The sequence below is a fragment of the Bdellovibrio bacteriovorus genome (genome assembly GCF_025558485.1).
GTDB lineage: Bacteria > Bdellovibrionota > Bdellovibrionia > Bdellovibrionales > Bdellovibrionaceae > Bdellovibrio > Bdellovibrio bacteriovorus_G.
On the sequence record NZ_CP102930.1, the window covers coordinates 1,034,459 to 1,050,728 of the forward strand.

Annotated in this window: 15 protein-coding genes; 3 read left to right on the forward strand and 12 right to left on the reverse strand. The window is 41.6% G+C overall.

Annotation, left to right across the window (positions count from 1 at the left end):
- Positions 1 to 124 precede the first annotated feature (124 nt).
- The 4 genes from EZJ49_RS05240 to EZJ49_RS05255 form a co-directional block, all read right to left on the reverse strand.
- Positions 125 to 1,936, reverse strand: coding sequence for an ecdysteroid 22-kinase family protein (locus EZJ49_RS05240; RefSeq protein WP_262554973.1), 1,812 nt, complete (start codon positions 1,934 to 1,936; stop codon positions 125 to 127).
- Positions 1,920 to 3,797, reverse strand: a complete 1,878-nt coding sequence (locus EZJ49_RS05245) for an AAA family ATPase (protein ID WP_262554976.1) — start codon at positions 3,795 to 3,797, stop codon at positions 1,920 to 1,922. Before EZJ49_RS05245 ends, EZJ49_RS05240 begins: the two co-directional genes overlap by 17 nt.
- A gap of 98 nt (positions 3,798 to 3,895) precedes the next feature.
- Positions 3,896 to 4,318 carry a hypothetical protein gene (locus tag EZJ49_RS05250; RefSeq protein WP_262554977.1) on the reverse strand — a complete coding sequence of 141 codons (423 nt, stop codon included), beginning with the start codon at positions 4,316 to 4,318 and terminating at the stop codon, positions 3,896 to 3,898.
- Positions 4,288 to 4,668: a hypothetical protein gene (locus EZJ49_RS05255; protein ID WP_262554978.1), complete on the reverse strand. Its 381-nt coding sequence runs from the start codon at positions 4,666 to 4,668 to the stop codon at positions 4,288 to 4,290. Before EZJ49_RS05255 ends, EZJ49_RS05250 begins: the two co-directional genes overlap by 31 nt.
- A gap of 521 nt (positions 4,669 to 5,189) precedes the next feature.
- On the opposite strand from EZJ49_RS05255, the gene EZJ49_RS05260 reads away from it, so the two are divergent.
- Entirely contained in the window at positions 5,190 to 5,858 is a 669-nt protein-coding gene (locus EZJ49_RS05260; protein WP_262554980.1) for a hypothetical protein, read from the forward strand.
- On the forward strand, positions 5,855 to 7,333 hold the full coding sequence (locus EZJ49_RS05265; RefSeq protein WP_262554981.1) for a class I SAM-dependent methyltransferase: 1,479 nt from the start codon (positions 5,855 to 5,857) through the stop codon (positions 7,331 to 7,333). The genes EZJ49_RS05260 and EZJ49_RS05265 overlap by 4 nt, the downstream gene beginning before the upstream one ends.
- A gap of 388 nt (positions 7,334 to 7,721) precedes the next feature.
- Here EZJ49_RS05265 and EZJ49_RS05270 read toward each other — a convergent pair whose 3' ends face one another.
- The 6 genes from EZJ49_RS05270 to EZJ49_RS05295 all read right to left on the reverse strand — a co-directional run bounded on the left by EZJ49_RS05270 (position 7,722) and on the right by EZJ49_RS05295 (position 13,742).
- Entirely contained in the window at positions 7,722 to 8,711 is a 990-nt protein-coding gene (locus EZJ49_RS05270; RefSeq protein ID WP_262554982.1) for a hypothetical protein, read from the reverse strand.
- 102 nt (positions 8,712 to 8,813) lie between these two features.
- Positions 8,814 to 9,314, reverse strand: a complete 501-nt coding sequence (gene queF / locus EZJ49_RS05275; protein WP_410468757.1) for a preQ(1) synthase — start codon at positions 9,312 to 9,314, stop codon at positions 8,814 to 8,816.
- A 54-nt stretch (positions 9,315 to 9,368) separates the two neighbouring features.
- The gene (locus EZJ49_RS05280; RefSeq protein ID WP_262554986.1) at positions 9,369 to 9,857 is read right to left on the reverse strand and encodes a hypothetical protein; all 489 of its coding nucleotides are present in this window, start codon (positions 9,855 to 9,857) and stop codon (positions 9,369 to 9,371) included.
- Positions 9,854 to 11,188 (reverse strand): hypothetical protein, encoded by a 1,335-nt coding sequence (locus EZJ49_RS05285; RefSeq protein WP_262554987.1) that lies wholly within the window; start codon positions 11,186 to 11,188, stop codon positions 9,854 to 9,856. Before EZJ49_RS05285 ends, EZJ49_RS05280 begins: the two co-directional genes overlap by 4 nt.
- Positions 11,178 to 13,217, reverse strand: coding sequence for a hypothetical protein (locus tag EZJ49_RS05290; RefSeq protein WP_262554990.1), 2,040 nt, complete (start codon positions 13,215 to 13,217; stop codon positions 11,178 to 11,180). Before EZJ49_RS05290 ends, EZJ49_RS05285 begins: the two co-directional genes overlap by 11 nt.
- A gap of 57 nt (positions 13,218 to 13,274) precedes the next feature.
- Positions 13,275 to 13,742, reverse strand: a complete 468-nt coding sequence (locus EZJ49_RS05295) for a nucleoside deaminase (protein ID WP_262554992.1) — start codon at positions 13,740 to 13,742, stop codon at positions 13,275 to 13,277.
- 327 nt (positions 13,743 to 14,069) lie between these two features.
- Here EZJ49_RS05295 and EZJ49_RS05300 point away from each other — a divergent pair, with 327 nt between their 5' ends.
- Positions 14,070 to 14,624: a hypothetical protein gene (locus EZJ49_RS05300; RefSeq protein ID WP_262554993.1), complete on the forward strand. Its 555-nt coding sequence runs from the start codon at positions 14,070 to 14,072 to the stop codon at positions 14,622 to 14,624.
- Positions 14,625 to 14,674: 50 nt separating this feature from the next.
- Here the strand turns inward: EZJ49_RS05300 and EZJ49_RS05305 are convergent, their stop codons facing one another.
- Together EZJ49_RS05305 and EZJ49_RS05310 are read right to left on the reverse strand one after the other, a co-directional pair.
- Positions 14,675 to 15,781 carry a hypothetical protein gene (locus EZJ49_RS05305; RefSeq protein ID WP_262554995.1) on the reverse strand — a complete coding sequence of 369 codons (1,107 nt, stop codon included), beginning with the start codon at positions 15,779 to 15,781 and terminating at the stop codon, positions 14,675 to 14,677.
- Positions 15,782 to 15,792: 11 nt separating this feature from the next.
- Positions 15,793 to 16,182 carry a DUF333 domain-containing protein gene (locus EZJ49_RS05310; RefSeq protein ID WP_262554997.1) on the reverse strand — a complete coding sequence of 130 codons (390 nt, stop codon included), beginning with the start codon at positions 16,180 to 16,182 and terminating at the stop codon, positions 15,793 to 15,795.
- Between the last annotated feature and the right edge of the window lie 88 nt (positions 16,183 to 16,270).

A 16,270-nucleotide genomic window follows, 5' to 3' on the forward strand; every position in this document is an offset into this window, starting at 1 on the left:
AAATAAATAAAATCAAAGAGTTAGGCCGGATGAGGTTTTCTCTTTCACTTTGTTATATCCCGAAAAAACCCGCAAAATAACGGGTGTTGTAGTTGGTTTGTAGTTGTTGCTGTAGTTGGTACTTTCAGCTTTTAAGCGCTAATTTCAAATTCTTCTCGTAAACTCTTTTTAAAATTTCCCATATGTACTGCCTATTCAGGTTGTCTTTATTCATTAACCAAGACGATACAGAGAAAATATTGTGGTAATACTGCTGCTCAGCAAGCTGACGATGATGATTAGGAAAACCATTAAGATAAGCTTCTCGAATTAATGAGATGATATAGTTTACCCTTGATAGGTCACCTTCAGAATCTAACGATAGCAATTCAGAAAAGTTATCAAAATATTCGTCGTCCATCTTTACCAGGTCTTTTATCCGATAATCTTTTCCTAAGAAGCCGTACCGTATTGAGCACTCAAGTGCGGCATGGTCAATTCCCATCGGATATTGACCGGTCCTACCAAAATCAATAAAGAAGACATCTTGTTTCGACTCAATGGCATCTACTCTGATATTTTCGATGTGGAAGTCGCCATGGGATATACAGTAAATGACGTCATATCGTTTTCTAAAATATTCTTTTAATATTTCAAAGTCGAAAACATCGTCATAATTATACTTTTTTTGAAACTCAACAATCCGGTCAAAACTCTCGATTTTGTAATCTAGTTTTCTATAGGAGTCAAAAAGCGCTTCGTTCTTAGACGAGAATGTCTTCGCCCAACTTGTTATCAGACTATGTTCAAATATTTTCGAGACAATACTCTTCATTTCACCTTTGGATTTAGCACCCTTTAAGGAGGAACCTAAAGAGACCGAATCGCCTGTGGAGTTTTTAGAAGCGTACGGGTATTTTATCGCCTCCCACTCTCCGTACTCAAATCTCTGGGCTTGCAAAACCGTTCCGTCAGCAAGAGGGATATTCTCAATATGGTTTTGAAAATTCTTAAACTCCTCACGAATCGTATCCCATGACTTATCCTTTCTATCGATTTTTAAAACAAATTTCTTTCTCGCATGCCCATTCCCAACGCTAGACACCTCTAGTACCAAAGCACCAGTGTATCCACCATGTAAGACCTTGTAAGTAAGAAAACCTGTCGGACTACCTACAGCTGTACGAATAAGCCTTTCTTGGTCTACCAATAAATGCATGTTCACAATAGGGAAGTCGTAACTAATCTCGAGATACGCACTCATCTCGTCGGCAAAATATGTTTCGCCTCTCCAATAAGAGTCCCTTCTTTCAAATGCCTTAAAATCAAGATGCTTAAGATTTTTTATCTTTTTTATCTTCTCTATAGCTTCTTGATTTCCCTTTTTATCATGGGGCCATAGCAAGATAAAAATATATGCATTAACACTCTCGATATCTGTAGGTAAATTATCGCAGGACCTAAAAACATGGCGATCATCAGCAAAATATGTATTCATGTAATCTACCGAAATCTGACTACAGCAGATAAAGATGGAACTAAACGCGTCTATCTGAATTCCGCTTTTCAATACGACTGGAAAAAGAAAAGAGAAATTCTCTTCAATGATCCCCAATTGCCTGGATAAAAAATCATACTCCGCGGCGTCAATAGTGCTACTAGCTGACTCCTGAAAACTCAAATCGATTGCGTTGATTACAGGAACAATAGGGCTCGAGTTCTCATCAATATTCGGCTCACTATCCCGAATAATCTTAACTTTTGTTCGTGGTTGTTTCGGGATAATGAGATTGCTCATATCAACGCCAACAGCAAATGATCTGCTCTTTAAAAGAACAAGCAACTTTTCTTTGTTTGCATAAGTAGAATCAAGATTTAGGATTTCTCGATATATTCCATACAAATCTTCAACGTTTGTTCTGGATTCTCTAATCTTTTGCTCAATCTTCGATTCCATAACAAATCTTTCTTTGAGTAAAAGCTTGTCGTCCTCCTTCAAGCAAACTCACAATGGATTCCTTCACATCCTCCACTGTTCCACAATTAAATATGGCTGAATTTCCCTCGTTATAATTTATAAATACGTTATGTTCGGAATCGGCAACAACTGGGATATTGGGATTATGTGTAACAAAAATGAGCTGCCGGTCCTCTTTTGTCTCTTTAATAATTCGATGAATTGTTTCAGCGACAAATCTATTATCTAAATTGTCTTCAGGCTGATCTATAATTAATGGAATATTTGCTATCGAAAAAAGGATAGGCAAAACCGTGGTACATCTCTGCCCAAGCGATAAATATTCAGTCTGTTTGTAAGAAGACTGGTCGTCGGATGAATCTATCTTAAGATAGAAATTGATAAGGTCATCACAAACTATACTCTCAAGTTCAAATTTCTTATCATGCAAAGAGATAACTTTCGATATTGCCTCAATTCTTTCAGTAGATAAGTTTAGTTGCTTTGCAAATTCTGCTATTTTGTTTTCGCCCAGGGCTACAAGGAATTCTTTCGGGGAAGAAAGCTCCCAAATAAGATGTTCGTTTGTTATCTTCATCTTACCTAAAGACACCATTTCACGAATGAAGTTTTCAAAGGCAGTTTTGTCGCCCATTGGCATGACTGCAATTTTGATATCTTTACCTATTTTTTGATTTAATGACTCCGCCAACGAAATGCGATTTCTTGTTTTCTCTAGGTACATCTGCTGCAGCTTGTCTAAATATTCTCTTCTCTTTTCAACTAGTGCCTTTCCTCGTTCAATAAGTTCATTCAATTTTACTTTTAATAGAGTTAACTTCGTCATAGCTTCAGTTAAAGCCGCTACTTTTTGGAAAAGTTCCCTATTTGATTCTAGCTTCTTGCGAACCTCAGCAAAGTGTAGGTCCTCCACCTGATGCCTATCTGAAAACTCTCGAGTAATGAGCTGTAGACCGTTCTTAAAACTATTAGCCTCTTGCGTGATTTGCTCGGTTGCAGATGATACACTTTTTACTAATCCCTCAATCAATTTTATCTGCTGGTCTATTTGGGGATTCTGCGACTGCTTTAAAGTCTTTAAGGAAGAAGAGTGTTGTTGCAAAAATGCATGAAAACTAGCTGTCTTGGAAATCAACTCGCTAATATACATACCCAACGACTTGAGATCTGATGCCTCTAGGTGCCTGACCTTTTGCATTGTTAATCCGCTATCAAACTCTTCTTTCTCCTTTTCATTTGCTGTGCTCTTAGCAAGGTTTTCCTGAGCCTCTTTGAGCTGAGCTTCGACGTTTGATAACTGAGAAATCTCCTGATTAATTCCTTTATACTCTTCTCGAGAATAGAAGATTTCTGACTGATTTTTCTCAATTTCAGCCCTAAGTACGGTTAGATTTCTATTTATTTCATCAATCCTTGAGCCCACTGCGCCATCGATGATCTTCATGCGCTGTGAAGGGTCTGTGCCAATTTGCTCAATGCTACCAGATGAGAAGTAATCAATTAGCTTACCGGAAAAAATATTGCTAATATCACTTACAATATTATTCTGGGCATCTTTGACTATAAACTCGTCACCCCAACTTTTTAGAAAGATATACTTTTGAGATTCACTTTCTACGGTAACTTCAACCACTCCAGAGCCTAAATTTGACTTGATTAGATTAAGCTCATTCTTTGCAAAAAGCGTATCGTCAGTTAAACACCACTTTATTAGTGTCAATATTGTGGTCTTGCCAGTACCTCGTCCGCCCATAATGCATGTCATTTTATCTGAAAGATCTATTTCCAACGATTCGCCGAATAGGTTGGACTTAATTATTTTGAGCTGAGTGATCTTCATTTGTATCCTTGTCAGTTAGCACATAAATTTAAGTTTAGATAAATATGCCTCCATTTAGATAGGAGGTCACCAGACGTACGCCTATTTTATGAATGTAACTAGTCTTTTGATAGGCTAGTCGAAGAGCTTTTTACAGCAATTTTACGAAGGGACGGAAATTCCCAGCACAAAATATTCTTCTCAAATGGAAATACAATTAGGTGCGGCCCTTTTCTGAAGTATTTCATGTCATCATAAGGTGGCGTCCTTAGATGATTAATTTTACTATGACTATGACCTTCGATAACTAGATCAAAACTTTTTCCATGCATTGATATTTCATGGGCATAAGACTTTTTGTCCCATGAAAAACGATTCTTCTTATTTGGATTAATATTTTTGATTCTGACAACTTTGGTAATTTTACTGCCCTTGCCAAAAAATAGAAATCCAACCTCATTAAGAGAAAGGGCATATCTCAAAGCTTTTTTATAAACTGCTGTTGAAATAGTTAAAGTATCAAACTGAGTTCTTTTAGACATTTCATAGTCTCCTTAGCCGTTTCCTTCAAAGCCACTCTTTCATCAAGTGCATTTTTGCTGATAATAACTCTGTGAAACCTAGAAATCTCATCTTGAGTCTTCTCCAAAAAAGTTGCCAACTCTCTCTCGAGAGGAATTTTTTCTAATTTTCTTCTGACCACATCCTTTACTTTTAAAGATGAAGTGCCTCGTAAACTAAATCCGACTTGCAGTCGTTTGCCGCACTTCAACTCGGCAAGCTGAGCATCAGCGCATCTATAAGCTAGCTCATAAAGCACAGTAGGCTTTGCATTTAAAATTTCTACATTTTTGCATTCTCCAAATTTTACATATGTCTGGATAAGTCGCATTGCGTGCTTTTCGGAGATGCCTATTGTCGCATGAACATGGCTTACAAAATCTTTCGAGGAAGCAGACCCTTCAATTCATGAAGACATCGACCTGTCTCAAAAATTGATTCGACTGATTTTTTCCAGAGGCCCTTCAGTTGTAGAGTCAGCCTAGAAACTCTTATTTTGTCGTGTTTTGATAGTTGAAATTTACTTGTTGCCGCCAAAGTGTAACTCTAAATAGTCGTTACTTTCACGGTCGATCCGATAACTGAACAATTCTTAATCCTATGCGGCGTGTTTGTTCTTATTTATCAGTGTGTGGATAAAGGCTTATCCACTAATCAAAGAACAAGAATGAGCCGAATGGGAAACCTTTGGCTGTAGAAAATCTCGATTGTATTGAAACTTTTAAATAATTGACTCGTTGAGTTGGTTCTATGTGGCTGATTAAATTGTATCCATGATATTTCTAGGGTTTTCTTTTTGACCGCAATAATTCAGAATGATATGTAAATATGTAAAACTACAAGATTATTTTGATGATAAAGAAAAAACTTACAGAACTATCTATTCTAATTGCTGAAGCAGAGAAATTTGCCGAGTCGGAGTCTATATTTAATAATTCCGCCCTCTATGGTGTCACTGACGGAAAAGCCGTAGGGACTTATCTTGAACATAAATTTAAAGAACAATTAGAGAAAACTTACGAGGTGGGCGGTAGTTCTGCCAATGGACTGGATATACCCTCTGCTCAAGTTGATATTAAAGTAACAAGTATTAAACAGCCTCAATCATCTTGCCCTTTTAAATCAGCAAGCCAGAAAATTTATGGATTAGGGTATAATCTTTTACTTTTTGTTTATGAGAAAAAAGATGATCCACAAACTAAAACCTCTCGGTTGAACATTCTCCATTCCGTTTTAGTGGAAAAAGAACGGACGGGCGATTTTCAGATGACCAAAATTATTAGAGATATATTGGTAAATAAAGGCAATGCCGACGATTTAATGGCTTGTTTCTTCGATAGAAATTTACCCGTTGATGAAATTGAGGCGAAAGCCCTAGCTGAAAAAATTTTAAAAGAACCACCAGAACAAGGTTACTTGACTATATCTAATGCTCTCCAATGGAGACTCCAATATGCTCGTGTTGTAGAAATGGCTGGGGAAATATCTGGAATCAACTTAATCCGCGGTGGTAGGCAATGAGCTTAAAAGTTGAACTTGGAGACTTTCAGACTCCATACGAATGGGCCAAAGACTTAACTCGCCTTTTATTAAAGAAAGAAAAAATACCAGAAATAATTGTAGAGCCTACTTGTGGAGTTGGGGCCTTCGTTCAGGCGGCTGCCACGCTATGCCCTGCGGCCAAAGTATTTGGTTATGATATAAATTCAGAATATGTAGAAATAGCCAAAGAAAAATTAGCCGATAAATCTAATGTTACTATTTTATGCGAAGATTTTTTTAGCGGCGAATTTAACTCTCAATTATCCACCGAATTTAATCATATTCTTTTTCTGGGAAATCCGCCTTGGGTGACTAATTCTAAATTAGGCTCTCTTGGGAGTAGTAATTTACCGGAAAAGAAAAATAGCGAATCCTTGAGGGGCATTGAGGCCATTACTGGAAAGAGTAATTTTGATATTTCCGAATGGATGATTTGTAGAATGCTGGATTGTATTCAGTCCCGCTCTGGAACAGTGGCGATGATTTGTAAATCATCCGTAGCGAGAAAAACTTTAAGCTATGCTGTTAATAAAAAACTAAATTTTAGCTCTGCTAAGTTTTTCCCGCTTAATGCGAAACAAGTTTTTAATGTTTCTGTTGATTGTGGTTTCTTTGTTTTCAATTCTTATGATGAAACGGCTTATGATGTAGAAGTTTTGGATTTAGATTTTAAACATTTGGGAAAGTATGGCAGCAGGAATGGCCGTCTTGTCTCCGATGTATTTAGTTATGACCAGTGGAGTTTTTTAGATGGAGTGAATTTAGAAAAGTGGCGATCTGGTATTAAGCACGATTGCTCATCTGTCTTTGAATTTATTAAGCAAGATAATGTTTTGCTCAATGGAAAGGGTGAGGCCGTTGAGATAGAGCAGGATTTTTTATTTCCTTTTCTAAAGAGTTCAGACCTTGCGAACGGTCGGACGGAAAGAGGAGATAGATTTGTCCTTGTGACTCAAGAGTATATCGGTCAAGAAACTCACTCTATTGAAAAGAAAGCTCCTAAAACTTGGGCGTATCTTAATCAGCATAAAAACTTGTTAGACTCCCGGAAAAGTTCAATTTACAGAAATAAACCAGATTTTTCTATTTTTGGGGTGGGGTCTTATTCATTTACTCCATGGAAAATTGCGATTTCTGGCCTTTATAAATCTTTAAATTTTGTAAAACTTGGCCCTCAAGACGGAAGGCCTGTAATGGTTGATGATACTTGCTATTTCTTATCTTGTGAGAGTGAGGAAAAAGCGAATTTAGTTTTTGATTTGTTAAAGTCCGACCAAGCGAAATTGTTTTTAAGTTCTATTATTTTTTGGGATTCTAAACGACCTGTAAGTGTAGATATTCTCCAGCGATTAAAATTGGACTCTATTCCTAATGAAATTGCGGAACAGTATAGGGCTGAAGTTTTTAGCGGTCACAAGCAGGGGCAATTATTTTTAGACGGTGCGAGCTTGTAATTTTTTAATAATGAAATGTAACCCACCCGTAACCCAACTATTTTTGCAATGACTTAACTATTTGATATATATAGGGAAGAATATTCCAACTAGTTATAGTTGCATGAGGTTTTACTACTTGACGCATTTGAGTAATAAATGCTGCAAAAGCGTTTGCTAAATGCTCGTACACCAAAAGTGTACCGAGGGTTCGAATCCCTCCCTCTCCGCCACTTGATTTACCCAAAAAACCTGCCTTGAGCAGGTTTTTGTGTTTCTACGGCTGGTCCGGCCAACTGACAGGTTGTTTCGCCAGAAATGGACCTTGATATCTGGAATACAATCCACACAGCAAAGCACAGCCAAGTGTCAGAATAAATAGTACTAGCCGAGACATCACGCAAGCCTCCTAATTGCCATTCATTTTAGAAAGAAGAGTTCGAATCAAAGCTGTCGTGACTTGGGACTTATCATATTGTTCAAAAGGAATATTCACGACGGTTTCACCGTGGTCCACACCTTCAAGCTTGATAAAGTCTGTGCCTTCAATTTTAGAGCTTTCAAAAGGAACCATGCCATCGCTGGAATCATAAGGACCTGCGAATGAAGTTCGTATCACACATTGACCGAAGACTTTCTGAAAACAACCCGTTGCCATAATACTCACAGCAGGAGTGAATAAGCTGCTGTGACCATTAACGACGCCTCCTACAGTGATGATAGGAATGTGCTGCACTAGAGACTGAATGATAAGATGGCTCTCAGCCATGAACTGCTTGCGGCTGCTTGTTCCCAGATATTTTATGGTTTCAGTGGAAGTATTGAAATACGGAATGATAGGGCGCAGCCATTTATTTAGGTGCAAAGGACCTTCAAAATAAACATCCGCTATCGGAGAGCCTTTAAAAGGACTTTGCAAGAACACAATGCCTGCAACAGTAGCTTGGTGTCCCGGAAAACTGACCAGTTCTTCCAATAAAGCCAGGCCTCCCAATGAGTGAGTCATGAAGATCACTTTTCTTTCGGCAGCTCTGGATTCGGTCAAAGCCTTGCGAATGTTGGCGCGAATTTCAGCGACCGATTTTGAAGAACTCGACAGGCGCTGGCTTCTTAATCCGTATTGATTTTTTAGCAGATTCTGCTGGGTTTCAAAATATTCGCCCGTCAAACGAGAGAACGTAACAGCGGATCTTTCATCCCCGTCCACAAAGGCCTCGGAAAGAATCCCGGGCACAAGATAGAAATCGTAATCGCCTAAAGCAGCCAGTTCATTCGGGGTTAAAGTTTGATGCTTATTCAAAGCCTTATGAAAAGCTCCGGTAAGATCCAAAGCCCACGCACTGGAGCCCATGAAAAGCCCCGATAGAATAAGAATGTAGGTAATATATCGCTGAACCATACTCCCCACCGTGCAAGTCGTGCCAGATATGAGGATTCGATGTATTGGATCTCGACTGTCTAATTCGTGGACAGCCCCTATTTAGGGCGTCCAAAATCAGCCTTAGTAGAGCTTGGAAAGCTCCATGGAATACTTGCCCGGAGCATATTCGCTCATGCGTTTTTTATAAAGATCCTGGAAGAACTTATCCTTTGCCGCATAGTTCGCATACGGGTAAATCGCGATGCCTCCGCGCGGAGTGAATTCACCGATAACTTCGATGTATTTCGGTTTCATCAACCTCACCAGATCATCACAGATCGTTTGCACACAGTCCTCGTGGAAGTCCCCATGATTGCGGAAGCTGAACAGATAAAGCTTCAAGGATTTGGATTCCACCATCTTCTTGTCAGCAATATAGTTCACAAAGATCTTGGCGAAATCCGGCTGACGGGTTTTTGGACACAAAGAAGTGAACTCCGTGCACACAAAGGTCGTCCATGCGATCTTGCCGGGATTTTTATTGTCGAAAGCTTCCAAAACCTCAGGGGCATAAGTCTCTGGATATTTGGTTTGATTTTCGCCCAAGGCAAAGTCAGCCAGTTCTTTTGAATCTCGTCCGATTTTCTTTTTCATAATGCTGCCTTTTTTAAAGTAACTTCCCCGGTTTAGCAATGCCTACTTTTTGGACTTGGCCGGTCTCTTTGAGCTGGGGGTTCGTCCGCCATCACAAGAAAGTTCTTTTGTGAGCATCATTCCCGAATCCAAATCAGGATGCAGAGGATCTGGGACGCGCTCCTTGATGTCCTCTCGCAGGAAGCGAGCTGAATACGGCGAATCCGGCCCAAGAAGCTTTTTTACTTCATCTTCCGACAATAAAGACACCACCGACCCTTGTGTATCCTTCACTGGGGCCATCATCTTTGCCTTTAAAAGCACCGCCTTGTTTTCATAAACCTGCGCGGCGGCTTCAAGATCCGCCGGCAAAGCCAAGGTGATCTCGCTCATGGAACCCTCAAACAGCTTCAGTACAAACTTGCCATCGGATTTTTTAACAACTCCGGTAATATCGTATTCACCGCATTTAAAGTTTTCTTGCGCCAGCGCTTTACAAGAAAAGCCTAGCATCAAGGTTATAAACAGAGTTTTCCACAATCTATTTTTCATAACTTAAAGTCCCTGCACGGATTTGGTGCTTTGGATTCTTTTGAATAATGCGTGTAAAGAGCATCATAGATTTTTCTTTCCGCCCGTCCCACTTTTTCAGCCTTCCAGTACAAATCATCAGATTGCTTCTGATAAGATGCAGAGGCTGTTTTCCATTTTTTGAAGTCTTCACGATTTACAAATTTCTCATAAGCCTGAAGCTCTGCCCGAACAGCCGGGGAGGGATTCGCGGCGGCTTGCTTCTTTACAACTTCGTACCCATATTCAAACTGCGTCATAGTTCCGCAATATTTTTGATTGGGCATCAGCTCCAGACAAACCTTTTGATCCAGATTGCTTTGAGCCTTATGGGCCGCCAAAGCCTGGTTGCGCGCTTGTTCATAATCCTTGATTGCATTCTGCAATTGCGTCTTGGACTGATCTACATTCGGCAAGCCCACCAAAGTGCGAATTCCCGACAGGCGGCCATAAGAATCTTTGATGTCCTTCAATTCTCTGGCAAGCTTCGTGTAAGAGGAATTCGTCAGATTGCAGGCCTCTGCTTTCTTTCCTTTTTCCGCCCAAGAATCCAATGAGCTTCTTTCCCTCATTGAATCAGAAAGAAACGCTGTCGCCGCATAAGTTTTTCGACCCGCTTCTGTGGAGATCTGCGGAGTTCCCGGCGACATTCCTTTTTCAGAAGAACGCGCACCCAGGAAAGCAAATTCCAGATTTCCACCGGATTTTAGATTTCCGGCTATAGTTGACCCCGTAATGTTGTAGCCCACGTTGGAAGACGCTGCCGAAATCACACAAGTCTTGTCTGTTCCTAACTTCAGTGTCGCGCCGGAATGACAACTAAAATCCATAATCGCCAGCTTAACGCCTTTTTTCTCTGCAAGATCTCTAAGAGCTTTTAAACGATCCATATTAAAGGTGCCGTTCTTGGATGACACCGCATGGGTTTCAAACGGAGCTGCTGCCTCCAACCCATGTGTTGCCACGCTGATCATCAACTGATCACCTTTTTTTAACTCGCCTTTTTGGATCTTCTGCTTAAATAGTTCAATTTGTCTGTTTAAGTTGTCGGTAGTTGCCGGCAGATTTTTTCCACCACCAGCCTGCTTCGCCAGCACCTCGGTCGTTTTATGACCGCCATTGAAAATCACAGTGGGCTTCCATCCTGCATTTTTAGAGAATGTTCCCAGGTTTTTTAAAGTTTCATCAAAAATAGTCGTGGCCCCGGCAGGCTCTCCGCCGCCGCCTAAAACCAGAATTTCTTTTTTTGCCCAAGCAGTATTAGCGGAAGCCAATGCCACCAGAGCCAATACACCAATCCATCTAGTCCACATTACTTGCACCCACGTATTTTGCTAACCAGTAGGCGTAAAGATAATCAACGCCGGACTCTTCCTCGCCCTTACTGTGAGACAATTGGTATCCAAACGCCGTGTCCTTCCAAACAAAGTTGCTGGAGAACGCCTGCAACTCAAATACCGGATAATTATAAAGTCCCTGATAGAAGTAGTCGATCGGCGGCTCTGGCTTTTTTAACGATTTCCAGAATAGACGAGGAATCGGAGACATGCACCAGTCCGGACGCAAAGAGTGATCAATGCCGACGTTCAGATTTGGACGGGGATACGGAATTTCACGAAGCCCCCAGCTTGCCTGGCGCAAAGATTCCATAAACTTTGTATCACTACTTTCTGAACGGAAGTTTCCACCACGGGTTCCGTGTTTGTAGGCAAAGCCATAAGCCGCCAAGGTTTGCAAATGCCGTTGCGATGGAGCATAAGTCACCCAGGCATCCATCAGACGTTCACGCAGCTGATCACGGATCTTTGTCTGCCCCAAAAGATCTGCAATTGTGATATCCGTGATATCACCAACCAGCCCAAGATTGATTCCACTCCAGTCTGCTGAACCATGCCAATAGAATGTCGTATCAAAACTGTAGCCCGTCAGCTTCGTTTTTACTTTCTCGTAATAACCAACGTACTGTTCTTTAAAGGCAGCATCGTTCGTCAGCCAGGCTGCCAGCCCCAAAGCCGCGGCTTTGTTTTGGGTCTTATCCCAAACCACTTGCAAGTCGATCAGCTTGCGAGAGTATGCTTTCAAATCACGCCAAAGCTCTGTTTCAGACTGAGGAAGCACCAAACCCGCCCAAAGGAATCCATGAGTGATCCCCTTGATCATATCGTTGTTGCCGCCCTCCTGCCACATCAAGTGCTGGAACTTTCCTTTTCCTTGATGCCAACGTGAATCGGGAAGTCCCTTACTTGGCACATAAAGAGCCAGTGTCCTTGCAAACTGCTGTGGGTCTCCGGTGATTTCCATCAGCGTGATAAGACCACGCAGGGTTTTTTTCACATTCTCCAAAGCCTCGCTGTCTTTCGTAACCTGATAGCGCATCGCCTGCGATCCAAGATACATCCCGGTCCACAGTGCGGCATCTCCATGAAGATTGTAAGCCACAAGGCGACCTTGATCGTCGATTTGTGACGGAGTTACTATCCCGGCTTCGTTAATATGGAAATCGCGCGCATTACGATCATAACTGCGGGCTTTTTCTTCCAAAGTGGGTGCATAGGCATTTCTTTTTACGACCGATTCCGTGATGCTGATATCATCGACGATCTTGTTGGTGACACGGATGATGTCTTTGTTTCTGCGATAGTAATCAAAATCCGTAGGATCAAACACGATGTACGGATTCTCGTCCTTGTATTCTTTTCTGTTCTTATACGATTTTACCAAAGGATCTTTTTCGTAGCCGATATCTTTCTTAAACAGATTGATCGCCCCACGCACTACAAGTGGGATCTTAGGACCCTTGGCACTTATCATCTGTCTTTGATTCACCCACAAGGGTTTTGCTTCAAGATCACGTTTGGTTGTAATCCACTCAGTGTAGTTAGAAACCTTTTTATCGGCATACGTCGCAGCCAGTCCATTTGGCGTCACGGCATAACGAGAAACCACATTGATCACATTGCTAAAATCTGACGGATCACGCTTTTGATCACCTAAGCGTGTGATGAAATCACCCTGACGAAGATCGTAAGAGATGGTCAGAGTTTCGCCTGTGGCGATAGCTTTTCCAGTCCAAACCTCTTGCACTTTCAAACCATCAAAGAAGTAGTTGATATAGGTAACCATACGAACAACGTCATAGGTCCCGTCATGGGATTTACGAAGCTCCAGCTCCCCATTGTAAGGGCCGCGGGTAGAGGACGTACCTTGTAAAAACCAGATGCCTTCCATGCCACCGTTGGCTTGCAATGAGGCGATATCTCTGGGGATTTGTTTTTCCTTGTGCTGACAGGAAATGACAGAAAAAACGCTCAAAAACAGAAAAAGGAATGAAAGTGCTTTCATTCCTTTATTCTCTCTAAGAAGACTCCCGGGCAGGAGTCCTGAACTATTTCTTAGGCTTTAGTAGGGGATCTTGTCCGTCTTGTGGTCCCACTCTTTAAAGACCTCCAACGCTTCTGTATGAGCGCATTGGATCATGGGTACTTTGCGATCTTTAAGATCCTTCGGAATTTCCTGATACAGGAAGTCGTCGTCAAAGTTGATTTCTGCCGCGTCTTTACGGGTATTTCCATAATAAATCTTGGAAATACGCGCCCAATAAATCGCCGAAAGGCACATCGGACAAGGCTCACAGCTTGTATAGATTTCTGCTCCAGCCAACTCGAAGTTATTGAGTTTTGCGCAGGCATCACGAATAGCGGACACCTCTGCATGAGCCGTTGGGTCGTTGGAAGAAGTGACTTTGTTCCAGCCCTCGCCAATGATCTTTCCGTCCTTAACAATAACCGCCCCGAAAGGACCGCCGGCTCCGGCATTCATATTGTTTCTGGAAAGTTCGATGGCTCTTAACATAAATTCTTTGTTCATAGGCCGACGAATTTATGGGGCCTCATGGACTTAGTCAAGTTGAGCTTATGGGGAAAACCCCCAATATAACCCATAGGATAGACCATAGTTGCATTCAAAAGAATCTAAGGAGGCCTCAGAAAATAGATCTTCTCTGTATAGAGTGATTTCTCCGAACTGGGACAAGAGCCGATTTTTCTCCACCAAGTCAAACCTATTTGAACTGGTGCCCGGCACATCCTATGCTCTATATAAAAAATAACATCACCGAGGACGCACGCGTTTTACTTTCCAAACTGAAAGCCATTTCCTTGTCGGAATTTGTACATGACTTTACCGGAGTTCATTATGGATAAACTACACTTTGATACTAAGAACCTATCGCCTCTTAAGATCTATCGTCTGTCTGTGGGGTACACAGCCAAAGTAGGTGATAGGAATTTTTATTTGAAGTCATTTCATAACGAACCCGTAGGCGACGAAGACTGCACAGAAGATCGTTATTCTGGACAGACACGCTGTGGCCTGATTAATCTTCGCTGCGTAAGCCAACCAACTAATGGTGAAGATGGTGAGGACGGTCCCAACGGAACCAACGGCGAAAATGGTTCTGACGGTGGCGACACTGGAAACCTATTTGTTCAAATCGAAGATCACACTAACTTTGCGCTAAAATTATCTATTAAGCCTGGCCTGGGTGGGCTTGGAGGACAAGGTGCCCCCGGCAAAATCGGCGGTAAAGGCGGCAAGGCAGGAGCATTAGATCAGCAGAAAGTGTGCAAACCTGCCAGCAAAGGAAAAGATGGAGCCACCGGAAAACCAGGACGCACCGGAGAAAACGGTCAACCGGGTAAAGTTGGCACTATCGAATTAAATGGTTTGAAGAACGCCATCATAGAATAACGAGATCGGATATTTGCCCCAAGGACAACATATCTCGAAGCGGCTATCACTCACAATTTCGCTTTTGAAAGCCACGTTAGACTTTGAGGTTCGTAAAAAGTTCGATCCAGAAGTTCTTTAGCATCTACCCACCCGTCGTCGTTGGCATTCTGCCAAGACTGTCCCCATGAGTTTTGAATTTGAAGAGAATCCCGGCATTGATTTTTGCTATTACAGACTCGACGGTATCCTTTGACCACGATCTCATGACCTGTACCTGTAACGGAATTCTGGGCTTCGCTTGTGCAGGATTTCAAGCTTTTAGCTTGCAAAGGCATTTGTGCACAAAATGCCAGCGACAACGGTCTTTTTTGCTGCAACACTTCTTTTATTTTAGCTAACATTTTATTGTAATCGGATTTCTGATTTTTTTGGCCGTGCTCCGGGTAGATATTCAAATCCCAGCTTCCCTCAAGAGACAATCCATTCGTAATTCTCCAGCACTCACCGGGAACTAAAAGTCCATCCAAAAATTTAGAGTATGTATCTTCAGCAAATGCCTTTAAGATATCTTTATTTGAGGCTTTCAATTTAAAATTGTCTTTAAGCTCCTGCGCCTTTGCCGTCGCATATTCCAGCCCACATTCTACGCAATCTTTGGTTTTCTTTTGATAAGCATTATAGCTATCTTGAAAACGCTTCCACATAGCAAGTTCTAGTTTCTGCGCCTCTGCCGGGTTACTATTCTTCGCAACGATTTGATCAAAGGGCGCACATGACTCTTTTACATTGGCATCTGAATTAATAGAATTTTGCAAAACCAAAGCGGCAGCTCCTCCCTCGCTAAGTCCTTCATAATTAAATCTATCTCTGCCATCCACACCCGAAGGAAGTTCTTTGCTGAATCTAGCCATATCTAAAGGTGATACCTTGTCACTATCGGATACCGACGCACAATCGGAAATATTCTTAGCAACGCAGTTTGCCTCATCATAGAGAACCGAAGCAGCAAAAGCATAGCATATGCCAAAACTATCCTGACTTCTAACTCGCGGCATATTAGCAACTTGCACAACTGAATCTGCCTGCGGTTTATAGTCAGAAGATAGCGTATTCATGCCATAAGAAGAATACGCTTCACTTGAAAAGATCATCAAAAAGAGAAAGAACAATCGCACAGAGATCCTCACTACTTTTTAAAGTGCTTATTAAACAGGGTCCATGAATCAATCATCGAGCCATCGGCGAAGACACAATAATCAAACTCCCTCTGCTTCTCATCTCGTAGAATATGATTGGCGGCTTTATGCTCGTGACAGTAGCGCGCTGCTGGATTACCCACAAATCCCACACCCGGCGTCGGTGTCAAAGTTAGCTTCTTGCCGACGGCAGCCCAAGCCTCACACTGCATTTTTCCCGATTTGAGACAGTTTTTGGAAATCTTAACTCCGTCCCTTTCTATAATAGGAACAGAAATATAAACCTTCTTGGTGCTATCATAGGATTTTAAGGTCACATCAGTGGCCCACGCGCTGACGCCCAACGACACCGCTGTCAGTATAAATATAAGTAATCTCATAATAATATGTTGAGCTAGTCTGCTTCTCTTAGGAAGACCCCTCAAGAAAACTGGGCCGAAGCCCAGCAAATCCATTAACTATAAACCA